Origin of the sequence: Trinickia dabaoshanensis, assembly GCF_002879885.1 — a bacterium.
In the GTDB taxonomy this organism is placed as follows: Bacteria; Pseudomonadota; Gammaproteobacteria; order Burkholderiales; family Burkholderiaceae; genus Trinickia; species Trinickia dabaoshanensis.
Genome location: NZ_PNYA01000005.1, coordinates 270,659 through 290,755, shown reverse-complemented (window position 1 = coordinate 290,755; position 20,097 = coordinate 270,659). Strand labels below are relative to the sequence as shown.

The following is a 20,097-nucleotide window of genomic DNA, read 5'->3' as shown; positions in this document are numbered from 1 at the left end:
TTCATCGCGCTGCCGTTGTCTGAATGCAGCACCAGCGGTCGCCCCGCCAAGCCCTCAGCCAAGCTTGTACGCCGCATGAGCAACGCGGCTAGCTCGGCCGATTCCGCCTCCTGCACTTCGTGCCCGACGATCTTGCGGCTGAACACATCCAGCACCATGTACCAGTAGTAATACTTGCCCTTGATCGCCGCCGGCATCCAGGTGATGTCCCACGACCAGAGCTGATTTGGCGCCGTCGCACAATGACTGGTCACCACATGCCGAGAAGGTTGGCGCGCGCGACCTCGGCGGTGCTGTTGTGAAGCGTCGCGCAATACGCGGTAAAAGCTCGATTCCGACGCGAGGTACACGCCGCGGTCTGCCAAGCTCGGCACGATCTGACTCGGCGGCAAGCTCGCGAATTCGGCGCTATTGGCCACCTCGAGAATCTGCTGCCGTTCGGCCTCGCTCAGTTTGTTACGTGGCTGCGGCCGAATGGCCGTACTGCGCCCATCGGCGCGTGCGGCGTCGCCGTCACGAACCCAGCGCTGGAACGTTCGTGCGCACAAGCCAAGCTCTGCGCACGCCCTGTGCAGGCGGCAGCCCGAGCCCACCGCCTCGCGGATCAACGATATGCATAACAGGCGATCAGGGACGTTGATCAGTCGTCCTCTTGTTCCCCCCAGATCGCCTGGGCTTTTTTTCGCAGTACAAGCAGCGCCGCCGCTTCGGCCAGTGCCTTCTCTTTGCGATGCAACTCCTTCTCGAGTTGCTTGATGCGCTGCTTGTCTTCTTTGGACTGCTGACGTTGCTCGCGCGCCTGCTCGGCAGCATTGGCGTTGGCGGCCACACACGAGGCCCGCCATGCGGCGATCTGCTCGGGATACAGGCCCTTGCGCCGGCAATACTCGGCCAGCTCCGCCGCGTTCAGCGGGGCAGTTTCCAATACAACGGCAAACTTGTCTTCCGAAGACCATCCTTCGGCATTCTTCCCGTCGCCCGGCACGGCCAATCCCTTTCCTTTCGCCTCGCGGCGCCACACGTACAACGTTTGTTCCGTGATTCCCGTCTCTCGCGCTAGCGCGGATACCGGCACATTTTCCGGCGGCATCATACGACGCACCAGGGCTTCTTTTCGTTCTGCTGAGTAGGCTTTCATTCATGCCGATTCTACCGCCCCCGGACCTCGTCTAAGATTCAAACGACACGACAACTAGTCTGACGCCGGGGGGATATGCCGAGGCTAAGGTACGAAGCGGCGCCGTTCTTCGAGTCGAAAGCGAAGGACTAGCTGTATGGACGGCCTACTCAGGTCACGCTGCCAACGGTAACATGGCATGGTTTGATTTTCGAGGTGGCGACGTTGTCGTCAAAAACCCCGACGCTGAGATACTGGGCAAGATGTGGGAAATAGCCGATAAACTTGGCGCTCGCGTGCAAGGAGACGACGGCGAACTCTATGGCCCCGACGGGAACGTCATTTCGTAAGGCACGCGCTGACCGGTTCTTGCCAACAATCATCGGGACGATTTAACGAGGAACGTAGTCTGCTGTTTGGTTTTAGGGATAGAACTACTGGTGGCGGTAGCCAGTACATGGGCTTACGCCGCTGACGCGAGTGGGGCTCAGTTGATGAAGTTGCGCGCTGGCCAAGTTTGGGCGTACGAGACGCGTCCCGGGGAGTCTGATTCGGTATTAACGATTTTGCGAATCGAAAAGTATCCAGATCTGGGGACGGTCGTTCACGTCCGCGTTGATGGCATTCACATGGTGAACCCGTTAAAAGGCGGAGCTATCACCAGCATTCCCCATCTCCCTTTCAAAGAACTTGCGGTACAACGCAGCGTCACACATCTGCTCCGTACTGCCGCTTCTGTTCCGGACTTCCGGGAGGGGTACGTCACCTGGAAGGCGGCCTATCAGGCTGGTCAAGCAGGTGCGTTCGAGGTGCCGGTAAGAGACGCGTTGAATGCGATGCTTGGCGGAACCTGGCAGGAAAAGTAATTCGAAGGAAGGGCGAATCTTTCTTGAGGTAGGACCGGCTGTTCACCCGCGTTGGTTTGTGAGCGCGCGCGGGCCCTTTTAAAGCTCTTCTTTAGATGCGCGTTTACACGTTCCGACATCCGCGACGACAATGAGCACGGGCGCGGCGCGAACTTCGGGGTGAACTGTGTGGAACGAAAGACCGGATTCGATAGGGGCGCGTTGCTTCAGGGCTGTCGTCACATGCCTCATCGCGGCGGGGTGGACCTATGGAGCGGTGAACGTATATCGGACATCAAAAGCGTTCGAAAATAACTCGATCGTTGTCGAAGGGCATGTCCTGCGGCTGGAGCCGGGTTCAAACGGGAATCTAAGCCCCCTCGTCGGATACTCGTACGAAGGGCAGACGTACCAACGACTCATTCGAGATAAGGATGGCCGCTACAATCGGGACGCGTTGTTGAAGCTCGTACTGCAAGTCCGCTTGGTGAAATCATCGCCGGAAACCGCAATCGTAACGCGTTGGGAACAACCCCCGATGGTGTGGCCGGTGGCTCTGGGAGCCTTCATTCTATCGACTGTGGCTTTAGGTCTTACCGTGAGCATCTGGCGGCCCGGGCCTTTTGCCTCGACTACCGTCAAGTGATGCGCGGGGAGCAATTGGTCTGCCCCCACCCCTCACTCCACCGTCACCGATTTCGCCAGATTCCGCGGCTTATCGATATCCGTTCCTCTAGCCAACGCAGCGTGAAACGCAAGCAACTGCATAGGGATCGTATGCAAGATCGGCGATAGCGGACCGTAGTACTCGTTGAGCCGAATGACATTCAACCCCGGCCCGGACGACAAGCCGCAGTCCACGTCGGCGAACACGAACAATCGTCCGTTGCGCGCGCTGACTTCATGCATGTTCGACCGCAACTTCTCGAGGAGCCGGTCATTCGGCGCAACCGCCACGACGGGCATTTCGTCGCTGACGAGCGCGAGCGGCCCATGTTTGAGTTCACCGGCCGGGTAGGCCTCGGCGTGGATATACGAAATCTCCTTCATCTTCAGCGCGCCTTCGAGCGCAATCGGATAGTGCATGCCGCGGCCAAGGAACAAAATGTTCTCTTTTCGCGTGAGCGTTTCCGACCAAGCCATGATTTGCGGCTCCAGCGCCAGCACCTTAGCCATCGCATCGGGCAGATGCCGCAACGCATGCAAATGCTGTCGCTCCTCTTCGTCCGTCAAGCGCCCGCGAAGTTGTGCCAACGTCAACGCCAACAAGAACAACGCCACCAATTGCGTCGTAAAAGCCTTGGTCGATGCCACGCCGATCTCGATGCCCGCCCGCGTGATGAAATTCAATGCGCATTCGCGCACGAGCGCGCTCGTGGGCACGTTGCAAATCGCGAGCGTATGGATCATGCCGGCTCGTTTGGCCACGTGCACCGCACCCAGCACATCCGCTGTTTCTCCGCTTTGCGACACCGCGACGACGAGCGTATTCGGATTGGCCACGCCGTCGCGATAGCGAAACTCACTCGCGATTTCGACGGCCGTGGGCAGACCGGCCAAGCTCTCTATCCAATACTTCGCGGTCAGTGCTGCGTGATAGCTGCCGCCACATGCGAGCAGCAAGACCGAATCGATTCCATTGAATACGCGCCAAGCCTTATCGCCGAAAAGCTCCGGCATGACGGCGTTGACGTCGAGTAACGTATCGGCCACCGCGCGCGGCTGTTCGAAAATTTCCTTTTGCATGTAATAGCGATAGCCGCCCAAGTCCGCGGCGCCGCTGTGCGCTGCAACGGTTTGCGCGGCGCGCTCGGCCCGCCGTCCTTCTCGATCGACCACCCAATATCGATGCAATTGAATATCGACGACGTCGCCGTCTTCTAGATAGACGATCTGATCGGTCTCGTTCGACAAGGCAATGGCGTCCGAGGCCAGAAAGTTTTCTCCTTCGCCCAATCCCACGACGAGTGGCATGCCCTCGCGCGCGCCGACGATTCGATGCGGCTCGTCGCGACACATGACGGCGATCGCATAGCTGCCGCGCAGCCGAGACGCCGCGCGCTTGACCGCCTCGAAGAGATCGCCGTCATAGAGATGGTCGATCAAATGGACAATCGTTTCGCTATCGGTTTGGCTCGCGAATACATAACCGTGCTGTTCGAGTTCGGCCCGCAAGGCGTCGCAATTCTCGATGATGCCGTTATGTGAAAGCGCGATGCGGGCGTCGTCATCGCTTGGCGAAAAATGAGGGTGGGCATTCGTCGTGACCGGGGCGCCGTGCGTCGCCCAACGCGTATGGGCGATTCCGGTAAAGCCGGATAAACCGAGCGATGCCACGTCGGCTTGCAGCGCGGCGACACGCGCGACACTGCGTGCCCGCACGAGCTTGCGCGCTTGATAGGCGACTACCCCGCACGAGTCATAGCCGCGATACTCGAGCCGCTTCAATCCGTCGACCAAAGTAGGCAAGACGTTGCGCTGGGCAACCGCGCCGACGATTCCACACATTTCGCTCTCTCCGTTGGGCGACCCGGCTCGCAGGTCAGTGGAGCGATCGTAACGGCGTGCGATTGAAATTTAATTTCAAAAATAGCGCCGAGATGAAACTATCCATGAGCTACAATTCACGGTGAAATTAAATTTCACTTCGCGCCATCTCGCCTCGCGATAGGAGTCGCCGTGAATGACCTTGAACTGGACGAACTCGATCTGCGAATCCTTGCGATTGTCCAAGCAGATTCTTCGCTCTCGAACATTGATCTAGCTCAAAAAGCGCTCGCATCCGCGCCCACTTGCCTGCGCCGAGTTCGTAAGTTGAAAGAGGCGGGACTCATCGAGCGGGAGATCGCGGTGCTCGATCTTTCGAGGATTGCATCGATGGTGACGGCTCTCATTGAAGTCAGTCTCGATCGTCAGGCCGCCGAGGATTACGACGCCTTCGAATCGTATATCTGCGCCGAACCCGCAGTCACCCAGTGCTATCGCGTCTCGCCGGGGCCGGACTTCGTGGTGATCGTCGAATTACCGGACATGCGCTCGTACGATGAATTCGCTCGCCGCTTATTTACGCAATCGTCCAACGTCCGCAATGTTCGTACTTTTTTCTCGATGCGTAGAGCGAAATTCGAAGCCGGCGCGCCCATTGGGACCGCTGTCGGCGCGAAGGCTCGATAAACGCATGCGGCGCCCAATGTTCGATATAGGTGTTGCTTTGCAACACATCGTTTAGTCAGACCAGGGAGTGCGATACGATATTGTGCATACGGGGGGCGCATAGTGCCCACGGGGCTACCTCGCCCCGATGTTAATCTAAAGAATACGAACTCATCTGAATCATGCCCAGCACTGTCGCGCTTCTTAGCATCGCGCTCATGTCCTGCGTGATGAGCGCCGCGGTGCTCGGTTCGCTGCTGCGCGCCGATGTGCGCGGAGTAGCGCGCTGGTGCACGGCCTACGGGATTTTTTCCGTCGGGATCGTGTTGATCCTCGCAAGTAGCCGTGTGTCGCCTTGGCTCGGCGTGGCTTTCTCGCATGGACTGTTCTTAGTGGCGAGTTTCGCCATCCTGCAAGGCGCGCGCGAGTTTTTCGGTAGACCGAAGGCGATGGTCTCCGAATACGCGGCGGTGATCGGCGTCTACGCCGTGCTGCTCTACTTTAGTTACGTCAAGCCCAACCTCGACGCGAGCGTCGCCGTGAGTTCGGGCTATTTCGCGTACGTGCGCGGTGCGGTGGGGTGGACGGTACTCCGGCATCGCCCCCGCCAACGTCCGGCATACAGCTATTACTTCCTCGCGATTGCTTCGTTCGTCGGTACGGCGCTTCATATCGCGCGTTCGGCGGCATACGGCCTCGGATTCGATCATCAGGCTGCATTTCTCGATCCCTCTCCGCTCAACATTGCCTTTCTTGGGCTCGGTATTCTGAGCTTTCCGTTCATGTCGATAGGGATGGTCATGCTCGCGCACGATCGGCTGGCCGAACGCATGGAGCGGCTCGCGACGGTGGATGAATTGACGGGTGCCCTCATACGGCGCGCATTCATGGAACGCGCCGCGGCAGCCGTCACGACGGCGCAAGCACACGGGGCCCCCGTGGCGCTCGCCATACTGGATCTCGACAACTTCAAGGCGGTCAACGACCACTATGGTCATGCGGCCGGCGATTGCGCGCTCGAGCATTTCGCTTCCACCGTTTTGCAAACGCTTCGCCCCGGCGATCTTTTCGGCCGTCTGGGGGGCGAGGAATTCGCGATTCTCTTTCCCGCGACGCGCGAGGCCGAGGCTTTGCAACTCACTAACGGCCTGCGTATGGCGATCGCGGCGCGCCCGTGCGGGCAAACGCCTTACACCTTCAGTGCCGGCGTCGACGAATTCGGGCCGGGCGAGAAGCTTGCTCGCGTGTTGGCGCGTGCCGACGCGGCGCTGTACACCGCAAAGGCGCTGGGTCGAGATTGCGTCGTCATGGCCTCGTCGCACGGCGAATCGGACGAGCAACTCGCGCAACCCGGCTGACGAACATGCCCATCGGCCCGGTTTGGCCGCTGGGCTCAACTATCATTGAACTCGTCAAATCATACGTTTCGCTTCCCGGAGAAAGCCTTGCACGCGCGGTTGTTCAGGTCCTTGCTCATCGTCTGATCGATCAAGTGGGCGCCGTCGCGCAAGCGGAGTACACGGGGCGGTTTCAAATCGGTCTGAGTATCGGCATAGCGACTTATCCCGACCGAGTCGCTCATATCGGAGACTTGATCGACGTCGCCGATGCGGCGATGTATGCAGCGAAACGCAATCGCTCGTTATTTCAGTTCGGGCCGGTGACGGCCAACGAAAAATCATTCGACGTCAGAGCCTCGAAGTGAGGGATGCCGTAGTGCCGGAAGCTGGAGTCAAGGCTGCGCCTGGAGTAGCTTCATCATCGACTGCCCATTGCGCTGTCCTTGGTCTTCGAAACAATTATTGAAGATGACGTGAGTCGTCGTTACTTGCCGAGCCAGCGTTCGGATCGGAATACTGAGTTCGAGCAATTCGTCGTCGGTGTAGTCGTAATTGAAGCGGCCGGATGCCGATGCGCCGGTGGCATTCCACGTCTGCGCGTTACGGCCGTGCAAGCGGACGATGGCCAGGTTCTCGTTCGTCGCTTCCCAAACGGTTTGAGCGCGCGTTGTCACGTCCGGCGGAGCGTCCATGACTACGTGCGTGATGCCGTTCTCGCGTTCGAAGCCGAGTGTCCAAGACTTATGTTTGTCGTCGAGCCAAGAGGGATTGCGAAACTCGATGGCCATCGTATGACCGGACATGCGCTCGACGCAGGCTTGAACATGTGCGCGGCCTTGCGGCGAACTCGTTAGCCAAGGCGGAAACTGGAATAGCACGGCGCCGAGTTTTCCCGCTCGATCCAAGGGACCGAATGCGTCGAAAAAGCGGCGCCAAACTTCGTCGATTATTTCCGGCGGGAAATCACGGTAGTAAAGGTTCTTTTTCGAGGTCTCCGGGATGTGTATCGCAATGTCCGGAGGCAGGGCTTCTCGTCCGGTTTGATGTCCGGTCAGTAAGCGAAAGGCTTTTAGGTTAAAAACGAAATTCTCGGGCGTGCGTTCGGCCCAAAGTTCTGAATTCGTCCGGGAAGGTAGGGCGTAATAGCTCGAATCGACTTCCACGAGTGGAAAGATCGATGCGTAATACGCGAGCCGCGCCTGGGCGGTCGAGCAGCCGCGAGGATAAAACCGTTTGCAAGCGATGAGGGATTTGTCCGCCCATCCGGCGGTGCCGCAAAGGATTGTCGTCATTGCCGGTGGCCGACCGCTCGTCGGCAGCGCTAGTCCGATGATCGCTCATCGAATCACCGGCGGATCGCATTCGGAAGCAGGGGATACCCTAGGCCGCTCGTTCGTGGGCGCTGAAAGCGGCAGGGCCCTACCCAGGGAAGAGGCAGGGCCCGTCTACTGCAACTTCGAGGTGAGGTGAATCTACTGCTAGGGGTGCTTCTACTGCCAGGGGTGCTGCAACTGCTAGGTGCTGCTATTCCGAGGTGAAGTGCTGCTGGTGCTGCGGTACTACGGTAATGCATACTGCCGTGCTGCAACTACGGGACTTTCCATCAGGTACTCGAGACTGCTAGGTGCTTCGAACTGCTAGGTACTTCGAACTGCTAGGTACTTCGAACTGCTAGGTGCTTCGAACTGCTAGGTACTTCGAACTGCGAGGTGCTTCGAACTGCGAGGTGCTTCGAACTGCTAGGTGCTTCGAACTGCTAGGTGCTTCGAACTGCCAGGTGCTTCGAACTGCCAGGTGCTTCGAACTGCCAGGTGCTTCGAACTGCCAGGTGCTTCGAACTGCCAGGTGCTTCGAACTGCCAGGTGCTTCGAACTGCTAGGTGCTTCGAACTGCTAGGTGCTTCGAACTGCTAGGTGCTTCGAACTGCCAGGTGCTTCGAACTGCCAGGTACTTCGAACTGCCAGGTACTTCGAACTGCCAGGTGCTTCGAACCGCCAGGTACTTCGAACTGCTGGGTACTTCGAACTGCTGGGTACTTCGAACTGCTAGGTACTACCACCTGCGACAACGCACTGCCCGAACCCCGGTTTGGAACCTATCAGCGATCACCCTGAGAGCTGAGAGGAATTCCTGCCACTGCTATACAGCTACTACTTCACTTTCTAGCACCACGTCGCTTCGCGAGGGCTCCGTGGATGGAACTGATGTCTCGTTCCATGGAAAGCAGTGTAGACCCGCCGGGGACAAAGCAATTGGATGAAAGGAGCGCGTTTTCACGTTCAATTCATGGGATCGGCGCGAGCCAAAGCCCACGCGGGAGTCCGGGCCATGCGCCATGCTGAACGTTCGGTCAGCGGCAAGAAGCGAACACGCGTAATCGAAATGAAAGAGCCGAGGCGAATTGGGTGGACCGGAACCGGCCCAAGAGCCGTTGCTGACCCGCGGCTGCGGAACCCGCGCTAATGATCGGCGCCGTCTTCGGGCTCGGGAAAGCGCACGCGCCCTTGCGTCAAATCGCGCAAGGCCGCGCGCGCGGCGTCGCACATCGTAGCGGGCATACGCAGCACGAGCCGCACCGCAAACCCATAGACGCTGTCGATCAGTTCAACGCCTTCTTGCTCCATCCATCGGCGTATGCGCGCTTCGTCGGAGTAGTCGATTTCCACCATAAGCTGCGCCTGAGCGATTCGTTCCACGCGCTGCGCCTGCGCAAGCGCGGTAGCGATCGCGTCGGTATAGGCGCGCACGAGGCCGCCGGCGCCCAGCTTTACACCGCCGTAATAACGGACGACAGCGGCCAACACCCCGTCGAGATCATGATGGCGCAGTACTTCGAGGATAGGGCGACCCGCCGTGCCGGAGGGTTCACCGTCGTCGGACATGCCCGATTGGCCGCCGGCGAGCAGCGCCCAGCAAACATGGGTCGCGCTGGGATGCGCCTCGCGCAATAGCCGCAACGCTTGCATGGCGGCATCGCGATCGGCGACGGGAATCGCATGGGCGATGAAGCGGCTCTTGCGGATCTCGAGCTCGGCCGTGACGGGGCCGGCAAGGGTGAAGGTGGGCAAAACGAACTTATCCCCAGTTTATGTTGGCAAAGCTGTGAATAACCTGGTCACAGACTATGTAAGTGCTTGACACAAAAGCCTTGCGCACCCGGGATCGCATTTGCGGCACGGCGAGCGCGCCGACCGCGCCGACCGCCGGCGCCGAGGGCAATCGCACCTTGGCGAGCTGCGCGATTATCGAACGCCGGAAGTGAAATTGGCAATTGCGGATACGCGCTGCAATATTCCCTCCGCTACCCGCCGGACGATGGCATGATATGCGCCTGCGTTTCTTAAGCCACGCCCCTTTCATTCGTCTTGCCCCCGAATATGTCCGATCTGATCGTCCATGGCGGCCTCCCGCTTCGCGGAGAGATCACGCCGTCCGCCAATAAGAACGCCGTTCTGCCGATTCTTTGCGCCACCTTGCTGACCGACCAGCCGCTGCGGCTGATCGGCGTGCCCGACATCACCGACGTCAAAAAAATCCTCGATATCTTTCGCGCGCTAGGCAGCGATGTCTCGATGGATTTCGCAACGGGCGTGCTCGATCTGCATCATCACGCCACCACGTTCGATCCGGCCAAGCACCGGCTCCCCGAGGAAATGCGCTCGTCGATCATGCTCGTGCCGCCGCTGCTCGCGCGGTTCGGCGTGGCGCGGTTGGAGAACGACGTGAAGGGTTGCACGCTCGGCGTGCGCGAGATCGATCCGCACGTCGAAGTGTTCGAGCGTTTCGGCGCGACCGTCGAGCGCACGCCCGATTCGCTGATCGTGCGCGCCCGCACGCGAATGGCCGCGAACGACCACTGGCTCGACTACGCATCGGTCACCACCACCGAAAACTTCGTGCTTTGCGCGGCCAGCGCGTCCGGCACGTCGACGCTCGTCAATGCCGCTTCGGAACCGCACGTTCAAGAGTTTTGCCGGTTCATCGCGATGCTTGGCGTACCCGTCGAAGGTATCGGTACGTCGCGTCTCATCGTGGAAGGCGGTCATCGGCTCGGTGGCGGCGAGTTTCGGTTCAGCGAGGATTTTCATGAGATCGCGACGTTCCTCGCCCTCGGCGCGATCACGGGCGGCGATATCGTCGTCAAGAACGGCGCGCCCGAGCAATTTCCGCTGATCGATCGTACGTTTGCGAAGTTCGGCGTCGACCTCGAGCACCGGGACGGTTGGTCGCGCGCGCGACGAGACGGTCCGCTGCGAGTGCGCCGTCCGTTTACGCCGAATATCCTCACGAAGGTGGAAGCGGCGCCGTGGCCCTATCTGCCCGTCGATTTGTTGCCTATCTTCATCGCGCTAGGCGTGCGCGCCGAAGGCAGCGCGATGTTTTGGAACAAGGTGTACGACGGCGCGATGGGCTGGTCGGTCGAACTCTCGAAGTTCGGCGCACATGTCTTTTTGTCCGATCCGCACCGGCTCATCACGTTCGGCGGGATTCCGTTGAGTCCTGCAAAGGTCGAAAGCCCCTATATCATCCGCGTCGCCATTGCCCTGTTGATGGTGGCCGCGAGTATCGAAGGGCGTTCGGTGATCACGAACGCTTTGCCGATCCGGCGCGCGCATCCGCGTTTCGTCGAGAATTTGCGTTCTGTCGGCGCCAACGTCGAATGGACGACGGGCGACTGAACGAAGCAGCGGCGAAGCCTGCGCCACCGCACAGGCTTCGCGACGCTAGGGTGACCCAGGCCGCTGGCTAGGCGCTTACGGCTGTACGCCCTTTTTCTTGGCGAGTTGCTGCGCAAGCTGATAGTGGTGCTCGATGGTGGGCAGGCCCTTTTGTGCCAGTTTCTTCAGGTCTGCGTTTTGCCCGTCGGATATCTCCTTCTTAAAGGCGGCGACCGCATCTTCGTGGCCCTTGAGCCCGATCTTCGCGATATAGGCGTCGTCGAATTCCTTGCCCTTCAACGGCTTCAATTCATCGAGCACGCTGGTGTCGGAGTTGTCCTTCGGCGCCTCGACGCCATGCGGGGTGGCCGCCTTCAATTCCACCGTCAGCTTCGTATGGTCGAGCATCATGTGATGCGCGAACGACTTGACGTCCTTATCGTTCGAGTTCTTTTGAGCCAACTTCGCGGCGTCGATCTCGGTGGACGAGGACATCGATGCAGCCTGCACGAAGTCGCGGTCGGGTTGCGGCAGCGGATTGGCGGCGGTCGTGGATGCGGCTTCGGATTGCGATGCGCCGGCGGCTTGCGCTTCGACAATGCCGAAGGGGAGCAGCAAGACGCAGCAGGTCAAGGCTAGAGCGGTTCGCTTCATTGAGGCTCCTTAAAAGCACGGCGTTTATAAGAAACGATGCGCGCCGGTGCCCGGGGGCGGGCGCGACCGTCATTGCCGTGCTGCAAACGCCGTACCTACCGAGCCGTGCGGGCTCCGCCGCCCGGGCGTACGCTTTGCTAGCAAGGTTTGCATCGGTGCCAACGAATGCTGTTCGAAACATGGAGACGATGCCGCTTACGCTCGATTGGGTGTCCGCCTGTACACGCCTTGCGTGTGCGTTCGCGGCGGGCGCGGCCTTCGGATTCGATCGAAGCGAGTCGGGTAAAGCCGCGGGCCTGCGCACGACGATCCTCGTGTGTCTCGCCGCCTGCGTGGCGATGTTGCAAGTGAACACGTTGCTGACCCTAACCGGCAAACAGCCGAACAGTTTCGCCGTGCTGGATCTCATGCGTCTTCCGCTCGGGATCTTGACGGGCATGGGCTTCATCGGCGCCGGTGCCGTGTTCCGAAAGGATGGTTTGGTGAGCGGCGTGACGACGGCTGCCATGCTCTGGTTCGTGACCGTGATCGGGCTGTGCTTCGGCGGAGGGCAATATCGTCTGGGGATCGGCGGCAGCGTCGTCGGGCTTGCCGTGTTGTGGGGATTGAGAATGGTCGAGCATAAGCTCGAGCGTCGCAAGGTCGCTTGGCTTACCGTGCGACACACGCTCGATTCCGATTGCCCGCAACGATTGACCGAGGAACTCAGACGATTAGGGTGTTCGCTCGACCCGCGCGGCGCCGATTTCCAAGAGCGCGAAGGCACCTGCGAATCGCGCTATCTCGTGCATTGGAAAGAGGAGTTCGACGTACATCGCATCGCGCCTTCCTTGCAAGAGATTGCATTGGCGAGCGGAGCGCGATCCGTTCAGTGGTCGATGACGGACTGAGCGGCTCAAGATTGGCGCAGCGGCGGCAACGACGGATTGTCGGGCTGCGTATAGCGGCGCTCCACGGCCTCGCGAATCTTAGCTCGGCTGCCGGCTGCGTCGAGCGCGTCCTCTCGCTCGATCGAGTGCGCCTCGCTGGCCAACTCCTCGTCGCCGATCACTTCTCCGAACCATTGCGAATAGTCGCCGCGCCGCAGGTGGAACTGCCACGTTTCGGGGTCCACGCCGTCGGCGATTTCGAGAAACAGCACAAGGTTGTGCGCGCGTAAATTCAGCCTGCCATCGGGGCCGCGAAAATAGAAACTGCGTTCCGGTATCAGCAAACCTTCCGCGTACTTGCGATGATGGCGGCGGCGTTGTGTCGTTCCCGGTTCCACGGTCACGACTTCGATCGCGTTCGTGCCGTCGGCGCGCGAGGCATCCTTGGGACGCCACACGAGCAACTGACCGCGCTCGAGGCTATCGATGCCATCGAGCGCGGGCGGGCGGCAGCCCAGCGCTTCACCGAACGCGGCGATCGTTTTATCCGGATGGGCGCCCGTCACGAGGGCAGTATCGACCTGACGCAACAACGCGGGTGCGACTTGATCGGGATGGACGGTGACGGCCAGCGCCGTTTCCAGCATCGCCGGAAGCGATTCGTCGGCGGGATTCCAATCGGCCGGAAATAGCTGATGCGCTTCTTCGAATACGAGCCAATGCGGCCGGCCCGTTTGCACTCTGAGCGCCTGGAGCCGCAACAACAGGCTGGCGCAGAAGCGCGGCCGTTCGATCAACGGTACGCGCAGCAGATTGACCGCCACGCTTTGCTTGGCGTTGCCGAGCAGTTGTACCGCGCTGTCCAAAGTCGGCATCGTATGCGCGTCGCCCAGTGCGACGAGATCGCCTTCGTGGCCATAGTCGCCTTCCGGATCGAAGATGCACGCCTGGTAGCCGGCATGGCGCAGCCGCTCGAGCAGGGCGGCCGTCACGGTGGACTTTCCGCCGCCGGACGGTCCGGCAAGCAGGGCGATCGTGCCGTGGGCGTCGAGTAGGAAGGGGGCTTCATCGCCTCGTCGCGTCCGCCGGTGGCCGAGCAGCAGCTTGCAGCGATCGAGCGCGGCCGTGCGGCTCGATAGATCGTCTTCGACGAGCGCGTTCGCGAGCTCGCTCACGCCACGGCCGCTTTCGCTCGGCGTCACCCAGTCGGCGTGCGCTTTCAGCGCCGGCAAGGCGTTGGCCACCGCGACCGAAAAGCCGCACGCCTCGAGCAGCGGGTGATCGTTCTCGGCATCGCCGACGCCCGCCACGTTCAGCGGCGAGAGGTCGAGTTCATCGAGCGCGGCGCGCAGCCCCGTGGCCTTGGTGACGCCCGGTGCGAGGATCATGACGGCGTCGCCGTTGAAGACGACATGCAGGTCGAGCCCCAGATCGCGGATGGCTTCGAGCGCGATCTGCTCGTTCGGTTTCATCGTTGCGACCAGCGTCTCGCTGACGCTGAAGCGGTGCATGCCGTGCTTGCGCAATGCGTCGACGAAGGCTTGGGGCGGAGCCGGCGCCAGCAGACGTTTCTCGCCCCGGTCGGGGCGGTAGAGCACGCCGCCGTTCTCCGCGACGACGCGCGAGAAGAGATCGAGGCGAGGGCAGATCGAACGCAGATCCTCGAGTTCCCGGCCGCTGACGAGGATCAGATGACGGCCCGACTGACGCAGCCGCTCGAGGGCGGACCAGGTGTCGTCGGATACTCTGCCGTCGGTGGCAATGGTGTTGTCGTAATCGGTTGCGAGCGCAACGAATCGCATCTCATGCTCCTTGAAGCGAGGCGACGGGACTTGGATTGACCGCGAACGCCATGCATGCCTCGTGCCCGAACGAGTGAGCGAATGAGCGAGCGAGTGAGCGAAAGAAGGGGGCATCGGCGCAGCACGCGGGCTTGGCCTCGCCCCCGCGGGCTTTCGCCTAGATACGTCCCATTACGACGAGAATCACGACGATGATGACGATGATCCCGAGTGTGCCTGTCGGCGCATACCCCCAACTGCGGCTATGCGGCCATGCCGGAAATGCGCCGATCAAAAGCAGGATGAGAATGATGAGCAAGATCGTGCCTAACATACCGCCCTCGCTTGACATGGTTGATAAGGTGCGGCTCTAGCCGCTGGCGATCCGACCCGCAACTTATATGCCTCCCGGTCCGAATTTCGTGCAGCGCCCCGTACGCCGCGGCTGTTGGACGTTTCGGCCCGCCGGCGCCGGAGCCGGCGGTTCGTCGACATTACAAACGCAATACGGTATGCCGGCCTATCTCGTCATGAGAAAGCCGGCCGAAAGCGGCGCGACGGGAGCGCTAGGGACGACGAGGGGCGCTAAACGGACCGTTCCAGGTCGGTGATGACGGCGGCCAGAAAGCGTGCCGCCTCGCCACCCGTGACGACACGATGATCGAACGTCAAGCTCAGCGGCAAAACCGCATGCACGGCGGGCTTGCCTTCGTGGGCCACGACGGCATCGTGCACGCGCCCCGCGCCGAGGATCGCCACGGTAGGCGGCACGACGATGGGCGCCGCGTACTTGCCGGCGATCATGCCGAAGTTAGAGAGCGTGATCGTATTGCCGCGCATTTCCTCGGGTGGAATTTTGCGTGCCCTCATGTCGGCGCGCATCCGGTCCAGTCCCGCGCGCAAGTCGAGTGCGTCTCGATTCGCGACGTCGCGCAACACGGGCACGAACAAGCCGTCGGGCAAGTCCACCGCGATGCCGACGTCGATCTTCGCGAGCACGCGGCGGCGCGCGGTGCGTCCGTCGAACCACGCGTTGAGCCCCGGCTGCGCGCGGCACCCCGCGACGAGCGCGCGTATCAAACGGATCGTCACGTCGGCGCCGGGCTCCCATGCGTCGATATCGGCATCGTCGATGACCGTTGCCGCCGCCACTTCGCTTTGGGCTTGCGCCATGTTTTGCGCCATCGCGCGGCGTACGCCGCGCAGCGTTTCCGGCGGCCCGAGTTCGGCCAACAGTTTTGCCGTGCGTTCGACGTCGCTCGACGTCACGACGCCATCGGGGCCTGTCGGCATGATCATCGTCAAGTCGATGTCGAGCGTGCGGGCCAGTGCTCGCACGGCCGGCGTCGCCCGCACGGCCGTCGTGCCGACGCGTGCCCCTGTCGGCGCGGCAAAGCTCGGCGCGGCCTCTTGCACGACGTGCTCGCTGGTCTGCATACGCCCGACGACAGTGCCCGCATCGGGCGCGCCTCCTTCGCCTTCGAAGCCGACCAGCGCGGCGCCTAGATGCACGATGTCGCCTTTGTCGCCGTAGAGTTTCGCCACGCGCCCCGCTTGCGGCGAAGGGATTTCGACGATCGCCTTGGCCGTTTCGACGGCAACGAGCGGTTGATCGGCTTTTACTTCATCGCCGGTCTTCACATGCCATTCGACGATCTCCGCCTCTTGCAGGCCTTCGCCGAGATCGGGCAGCTTGAAGATGTTCATGTGGACACCTCGAGCGTTTTTCGTACGGCGCCGACGATGCGCGCGACGCTCGGCATGTACTGCGCCTCTAGCCTGAACAGCGGGACGACGATGTCATACCCGGTCACGCGCTCGATCGGCGCGAGTAGGGAATACAGTCCGCGCTCGGCGATGGCTGCCGCGATCTCGGCGCCAAGGCCGCACGTGCGCGGGGCCTCGTGAACGATCACGCAGCGGCCGGTCTTGGCGACCGACGCCAAGATCGTGTCGATGTCGAGCGGTTTGAGGGTGGCCACGTCGATGATTTCCGCGGCGATGCCGTCCGCGGCCAATTCATCGGCAGCCCTAAGCACTTCTTGCAGCATCGCGCCCCAGGCAACCAGCGTGACGTCGGTGCCTTCGCGCAAGGTAAAGCATGTATCGAGCGGCAGCGCCTCGCCGTTGTCCTCGACCGGTTGTTTGAACAGCCGGTACAAGCGCGTGGGCTCTAGAAAAATCACCGGGTCCGGATCGTCGATCGCGGCGAGCAGCAAACCATACGCGCGCGCGGGCGAGGAGGGCACGACGACGCGCAGCCCGGGAATATGGGCGAAGAGCGCCTCGGGGCTTTCCGAATGATGCTCGGGCGCATGGATGCCGGCGCCGCACGGCGAGCGCACGACGAGGGGGCAGCTCAGCCGGCCACGGGTTCGATGACGCAAACGCGCGGCATGGTTGAGGATTTGATCGATGATCGGGTAGATGAAGCCCGTGAATTGGATCTCGGCGACGGGACGCAATCCCATCGCGGCCATGCCGATCGCGGTGCCCGCGATGCCGGCCTCGGCAAGCGGCGCATCGATCACACGCTGCGCGCCGAACCGCGCCTGCAAACCGAGCGTGGCGCGAAAGACGCCTCCGTTCGCGCCGATATCCTCGCCGAGCAGCACGACCGACGGATCGTGCTCGAGCGCATGCGCCAGCGCGAGATTGACGGCTTCCACGAGCGCCATCTCAGCCATGATCGCGCTCCGTGCGCGATGCCCATTGCAGCGCGCTCGCCAATTGATCGTTCAACGCTTGCGGCAGCGACGCATACAGATGTTCGAACATCGCGGCGGGACCGGGCGGCGCGACGGCGAGGTACGCCTGTACGGCGGCATCGACCTGCTGCCCGCAGTCTCGATTGAGTTCGTCTTCGCGGGCCTTGTCCCAGACGTTCAGCGAGACGAGATATTTGCGCAGGCGCGCGATCGGCTCGGCCCGCCACGCTTGGTTGACGAGTTCCGGATCTCGATAGCGCGTCGCATCGTCGGCCGTGGTGTGGTCGCCTAGGCGGTAGCTCAGGGCTTCGATCAGCGTGGGGCCTTCGCCGCGCCGTGCTTTGGCTAATGCGACGCAGGCGGCGTCATGCACGGCGATCACGTCGTTGCCGTCCACCTGCCGTCCTTCGATGCCGGCTGCGATCGCTTTTTGCGCGAGTGTTTGCGTGGCGGTTTGCGCTGCGCGGGGCATCGAAATGGCCCACTGGTTGTCGTTGATGACGATGACGAGCGGCGCTTGCCACACCCCGGCCATATTCATCGCCTCGTAAAAGTCGCCTTTCGAGGTGCCGCCGTCGCCGACGATCGCCACCGCCACGCGCGGTTCTTGCCGCAGACGAAAGGCGTATGCGGCGCCTGCCGCGTGAGCGACTTGCGTGGCGATGGGGACGCAATTCGGAAAATCGTGCGGTGCCGCGGCGAACGCACTGCCGCGTTCGTCCCCGCCCCAATAGAGCAGGCTTTCGGTCATGGTGACGCCGCGCAGCAATTGCGCGGCATGGTCGCGATAGGAGGGGAAGAGCGCATCCTCGGGCCGCATGGCCGATGCAAGCCCGACCCCGATCGCTTCTTGTCCGACCGATGAGGCGAACGTACCGAGTTTACCGGTCCGTTGCAGCGCGACGGCCTTCATGTCGAACGCCCGCGTGAGCACCATCGCGCGGTAAAACGTCTGAAGTGTAGCGGGGTTCCGAGCAAATTCGGGCAGGGGCTGCGCCGGTACGCCGTCAGCATCGAGAAACCGGGTGTACTCGATATGAAAGCTGGCGACCGTCGTCATGATCGATGTCCTTACGAGCGCCCGCGGCGGGACGCTGGTCTCGTTCTTCTTCAAACGTTAGTACGTTTGTCTCCGAAAACAAGCACGAGTCGCGGCGATGCGCGTGCGGGCCAACGTGCCGCGGGCGGGCCGTTTTTCAGGGGCCGGTGCGCGCAGCGCGCTAAGCGTCGGGGGCCGCCTGGCTCGGCGGCACACCGAGCAGCTGCAGCGCGCCGCCGGCGACGGAAGCGAACACCGGACCGGCGACAGGGCCGCCGTAATATGACCGCTTCGAAGGTTCGTCGATCATGACCGCGACGACGATACGCGGCGCGTCGATCGGCGCGATGCCGACGAAGAGGGAGCGGTACTTGCCTTTGGCATATCCCGTACCCGCGTGCTTCCAAGCCGTACCTGTTTTACCGCCCACGCGATAGCCTTCGACGCGAGCGGCACCGCCGGTGCCGCCCTTCAGCGTTGCCGCTTCGAGCATCGTGCGTACCGTCGCGGCGGTGGATGGCGTCGTCACTTGGGCGCCGGCGCCCGGCGCGGGCGCGGCACCGGTGGACTCGTCCGCGGCGAGCAGCGAAACGGGACGCATCGTGCCGTCGCCGGCCAGCGCCGTATACGCTTGGGCCATTTGCAGCAGCGATGTCGATAAGCCGTAGCCGTAGGCCATCGTGGCTTGTTCGACGGGGCGCCAGCGCGCCCATGGCCGCAGCTTGCCCGCCGCCACGCCCGGGAACGGCAACGGCGGCGCAACGCCGAGACCGTATTGCCGATAAGCAGTCCATAGCGATTCGGGAGCAAGCGTCAACCCGATCTTGGCCAGGGCGATATTGCTCGACGTCGCGAGGGCCTGCGCGACGCTGATCGTGCCGTGATTGGACGTGTCGTGAATCGTATTTCGGCCGATGCGGTACCAGCCGGGCGCCGTATCGACGAGCGTGTCGGGCCGCACGCGACCCGCGTCGAGCGCCGTTGCAATCGCGAGCGGCTTGATCGTCGAGCCGGGCTCGAACGTGTCGACAGCGGCTCGATTGCGCATCGAACGGGCCGTGAGTCCCGCGCGCGCATTCGGATCGAACGACGGTGCATTGGCCAACGCGAGGATCTCACCGGTGTCGGCATCGAGGACGACGACGCTTCCGGCTTGCGCTCCGTGCCGTTCGAGCGCCGCTTTCAGTTGAGAGAACGCAAGCTGTTGGATACGCCGATCGATGGTGAGCCGAACCGTTTGCCCGTGATGAGCGGGCACGAGCGGGCGCAGATCCGATACCACACGCCCGAGCCGGTCCCTTATGACTTCGCGCTCGCCCGGTTCGCCCGCCAGCACATGCTCGGCGGCCAGTTCGACGCCTTCCTGACCGGCGTCGTCGCTATCGGTCAAGCCGACGACGTGGGCGGCCGATTCGCCTTCGGGATAAAAGCGCTTGGACGTGGGAATTTGCGTGACGCCGGCGAGTGCGAGGTCGGTGATCGCGCTGGCGGTCTGTGCGTCGACATGGCGTTTGAGCAGAACATGCGTGCGCCCCGAATCGAGGCGCTCTTGCAAGTGCGCTTTGGAAACCGCCAATGTCTTCGCCAACGGCTCAAGCGCTTTTCGATCGAGCCGCTTAGGCTCGGCCCATATCTCGTAGGTGGTGAGGCTGACGGCGAGCAGGGCGCCTTCCCGGTCGACGATCGGGCCGCGTTTGGCTTCGAGCGCAAGCATTTGCCGATGCCGCTTTTCGCCCTGAGCGACATGAAAATCGTGCTCGACGATCTGCACCCAGCCCGCGCGCGCCGCCAATATCGCGAACGCGAGCGTGACCGCCGCCATGACGAAGGTCGAGCGCTTGCGATGCCAGTGCGGTGTCAGCAGATCGTCGCCGGTCAGCGAACGAGCGGAGTAGGGCGTGGGGCGTTTCGGTTTCGATGCGGGCATTGAACG

The 20,097-nt window shown here is 62.0% G+C and carries 16 protein-coding genes and 1 pseudogene; 6 read left to right on the top strand and 11 right to left on the bottom strand.

What is annotated here, in order from left to right; translation table 11 throughout:
• A pseudogene (locus tag C0Z18_RS33760) lies at positions 1 to 1,138 on the bottom strand (transposase); the annotation flags it as partial.
• A 470-nt stretch (positions 1,139 to 1,608) separates the two neighbouring features.
• Here C0Z18_RS33760 and C0Z18_RS07770 point away from each other — a divergent pair.
• Entirely contained in the window at positions 1,609 to 1,983 is a 375-nt protein-coding gene (locus C0Z18_RS07770) for a hypothetical protein (RefSeq protein ID WP_199189407.1), read from the top strand.
• 657 nt (positions 1,984 to 2,640) lie between these two features.
• Here C0Z18_RS07770 and glmS read toward each other — a convergent pair.
• Positions 2,641 to 4,470 carry a glutamine--fructose-6-phosphate transaminase (isomerizing) gene (gene glmS / locus C0Z18_RS07765; protein WP_102644803.1) on the bottom strand — a complete coding sequence of 610 codons (1,830 nt, stop codon included), beginning with the start codon at positions 4,468 to 4,470 and terminating at the stop codon, positions 2,641 to 2,643.
• Between the two features lie 171 nt (positions 4,471 to 4,641).
• Between glmS and C0Z18_RS07760 the strand changes: the two genes are divergently transcribed.
• The 3 genes from C0Z18_RS07760 (at position 4,642) to C0Z18_RS07750 (ending at position 6,820) form a co-directional block, all read left to right on the top strand.
• Positions 4,642 to 5,136, top strand: a complete 495-nt coding sequence (locus C0Z18_RS07760) for an Lrp/AsnC family transcriptional regulator (protein ID WP_102644802.1) — start codon at positions 4,642 to 4,644, stop codon at positions 5,134 to 5,136.
• A 161-nt stretch (positions 5,137 to 5,297) separates the two neighbouring features.
• Positions 5,298 to 6,473: a GGDEF domain-containing protein gene (locus C0Z18_RS07755; protein ID WP_102644801.1), complete on the top strand. Its 1,176-nt coding sequence runs from the start codon at positions 5,298 to 5,300 to the stop codon at positions 6,471 to 6,473.
• 5 nt (positions 6,474 to 6,478) lie between these two features.
• A complete protein-coding gene (locus C0Z18_RS07750) occupies positions 6,479 to 6,820 on the top strand; it encodes a diguanylate cyclase domain-containing protein (protein WP_102644800.1) in 342 nt (113 codons plus the stop codon).
• 27 nt (positions 6,821 to 6,847) lie between these two features.
• On the opposite strand, the gene C0Z18_RS07745 is transcribed toward C0Z18_RS07750, so the two are convergent.
• Entirely contained in the window at positions 6,848 to 7,747 is a 900-nt protein-coding gene (locus C0Z18_RS07745) for a DUF72 domain-containing protein (protein WP_102644799.1), read from the bottom strand.
• Positions 7,748 to 8,914: 1,167 nt separating this feature from the next.
• Positions 8,915 to 9,523 carry an IMPACT family protein gene (locus C0Z18_RS07740; RefSeq protein ID WP_102644798.1) on the bottom strand — a complete coding sequence of 203 codons (609 nt, stop codon included), beginning with the start codon at positions 9,521 to 9,523 and terminating at the stop codon, positions 8,915 to 8,917.
• Positions 9,524 to 9,832: 309 nt separating this feature from the next.
• On the opposite strand from C0Z18_RS07740, the gene C0Z18_RS07735 reads away from it, so the two are divergent.
• A complete protein-coding gene (locus C0Z18_RS07735) occupies positions 9,833 to 11,134 on the top strand; it encodes a UDP-N-acetylglucosamine 1-carboxyvinyltransferase (RefSeq protein ID WP_102644797.1) in 1,302 nt (433 codons plus the stop codon).
• Between the two features lie 75 nt (positions 11,135 to 11,209).
• Here C0Z18_RS07735 and C0Z18_RS07730 read toward each other — a convergent pair whose 3' ends face one another.
• The gene (locus C0Z18_RS07730) at positions 11,210 to 11,767 is read right to left on the bottom strand and encodes a DUF4142 domain-containing protein (RefSeq protein ID WP_102644796.1); all 558 of its coding nucleotides are present in this window, start codon (positions 11,765 to 11,767) and stop codon (positions 11,210 to 11,212) included.
• Between the two features lie 179 nt (positions 11,768 to 11,946).
• Here C0Z18_RS07730 and C0Z18_RS07725 point away from each other — a divergent pair, with 179 nt between their 5' ends.
• Complete coding sequence (locus tag C0Z18_RS07725) at positions 11,947 to 12,657, top strand: MgtC/SapB family protein (RefSeq protein WP_102644795.1); 711 nt, start codon at positions 11,947 to 11,949, stop codon at positions 12,655 to 12,657.
• A 5-nt stretch (positions 12,658 to 12,662) separates the two neighbouring features.
• Here the strand turns inward: C0Z18_RS07725 and C0Z18_RS07720 are convergent, their stop codons facing one another.
• The 6 genes from C0Z18_RS07720 to C0Z18_RS07695 form a co-directional block, all read right to left on the bottom strand.
• The gene (locus tag C0Z18_RS07720; RefSeq protein WP_102644794.1) at positions 12,663 to 14,438 is read right to left on the bottom strand and encodes an HAD family hydrolase; all 1,776 of its coding nucleotides are present in this window, start codon (positions 14,436 to 14,438) and stop codon (positions 12,663 to 12,665) included.
• A 157-nt stretch (positions 14,439 to 14,595) separates the two neighbouring features.
• The gene (locus C0Z18_RS07715) at positions 14,596 to 14,751 is read right to left on the bottom strand and encodes a DUF3309 family protein (protein WP_102644793.1); all 156 of its coding nucleotides are present in this window, start codon (positions 14,749 to 14,751) and stop codon (positions 14,596 to 14,598) included.
• Positions 14,752 to 15,002: 251 nt separating this feature from the next.
• A complete protein-coding gene (locus tag C0Z18_RS07710) occupies positions 15,003 to 16,124 on the bottom strand; it encodes a dihydrolipoamide acetyltransferase family protein (protein WP_102644792.1) in 1,122 nt (373 codons plus the stop codon).
• Complete coding sequence (locus C0Z18_RS07705; RefSeq protein ID WP_102644791.1) at positions 16,121 to 17,104, bottom strand: alpha-ketoacid dehydrogenase subunit beta; 984 nt, start codon at positions 17,102 to 17,104, stop codon at positions 16,121 to 16,123. The genes C0Z18_RS07710 and C0Z18_RS07705 overlap by 4 nt, the downstream gene beginning before the upstream one ends.
• Entirely contained in the window at positions 17,097 to 18,185 is a 1,089-nt protein-coding gene (gene pdhA / locus C0Z18_RS07700) for a pyruvate dehydrogenase (acetyl-transferring) E1 component subunit alpha (protein ID WP_102644790.1), read from the bottom strand. Before pdhA ends, C0Z18_RS07705 begins: the two co-directional genes overlap by 8 nt.
• Positions 18,186 to 18,345: 160 nt before the next feature.
• Entirely contained in the window at positions 18,346 to 20,091 is a 1,746-nt protein-coding gene (locus tag C0Z18_RS07695) for a peptidoglycan D,D-transpeptidase FtsI family protein (RefSeq protein WP_102644789.1), read from the bottom strand.
• Positions 20,092 to 20,097: the final 6 nt, after the last annotated feature.

Bases quoted from the DNA above. Each gene is read 5' to 3' on its own strand.
- glmS (WP_102644803.1), bottom strand. From the start codon at position 4,470: ATGTGTGGAATCGTCGGCGCGGTTGCCCAGCGCAACGTCTTGCCTACT.
- C0Z18_RS07755 (WP_102644801.1), top strand. From the start codon at position 5,298: ATGCCCAGCACTGTCGCGCTTCTTAGCATCGCGCTCATGTCCTGCGTG.
- C0Z18_RS07750 (WP_102644800.1), top strand. From the start codon at position 6,479: ATGCCCATCGGCCCGGTTTGGCCGCTGGGCTCAACTATCATTGAACTC.
- C0Z18_RS07745 (WP_102644799.1), bottom strand. From the start codon at position 7,747: ATGACGACAATCCTTTGCGGCACCGCCGGATGGGCGGACAAATCCCTC.
- C0Z18_RS07735 (WP_102644797.1), top strand. From the start codon at position 9,833: ATGTCCGATCTGATCGTCCATGGCGGCCTCCCGCTTCGCGGAGAGATC.
- C0Z18_RS07730 (WP_102644796.1), bottom strand. From the start codon at position 11,767: ATGAAGCGAACCGCTCTAGCCTTGACCTGCTGCGTCTTGCTGCTCCCC.
- C0Z18_RS07725 (WP_102644795.1), top strand. From the start codon at position 11,947: ATGGAGACGATGCCGCTTACGCTCGATTGGGTGTCCGCCTGTACACGC.
- C0Z18_RS07720 (WP_102644794.1), bottom strand. From the start codon at position 14,438: ATGCGATTCGTTGCGCTCGCAACCGATTACGACAACACCATTGCCACC.
- C0Z18_RS07715 (WP_102644793.1), bottom strand. From the start codon at position 14,751: ATGTTAGGCACGATCTTGCTCATCATTCTCATCCTGCTTTTGATCGGC.
- C0Z18_RS07710 (WP_102644792.1), bottom strand. From the start codon at position 16,124: ATGAACATCTTCAAGCTGCCCGATCTCGGCGAAGGCCTGCAAGAGGCG.
- C0Z18_RS07705 (WP_102644791.1), bottom strand. From the start codon at position 17,104: ATGGCTGAGATGGCGCTCGTGGAAGCCGTCAATCTCGCGCTGGCGCAT.
- pdhA (WP_102644790.1), bottom strand. From the start codon at position 18,185: ATGACGACGGTCGCCAGCTTTCATATCGAGTACACCCGGTTTCTCGAT.
- C0Z18_RS07695 (WP_102644789.1), bottom strand. From the start codon at position 20,091: ATGCCCGCATCGAAACCGAAACGCCCCACGCCCTACTCCGCTCGTTCG.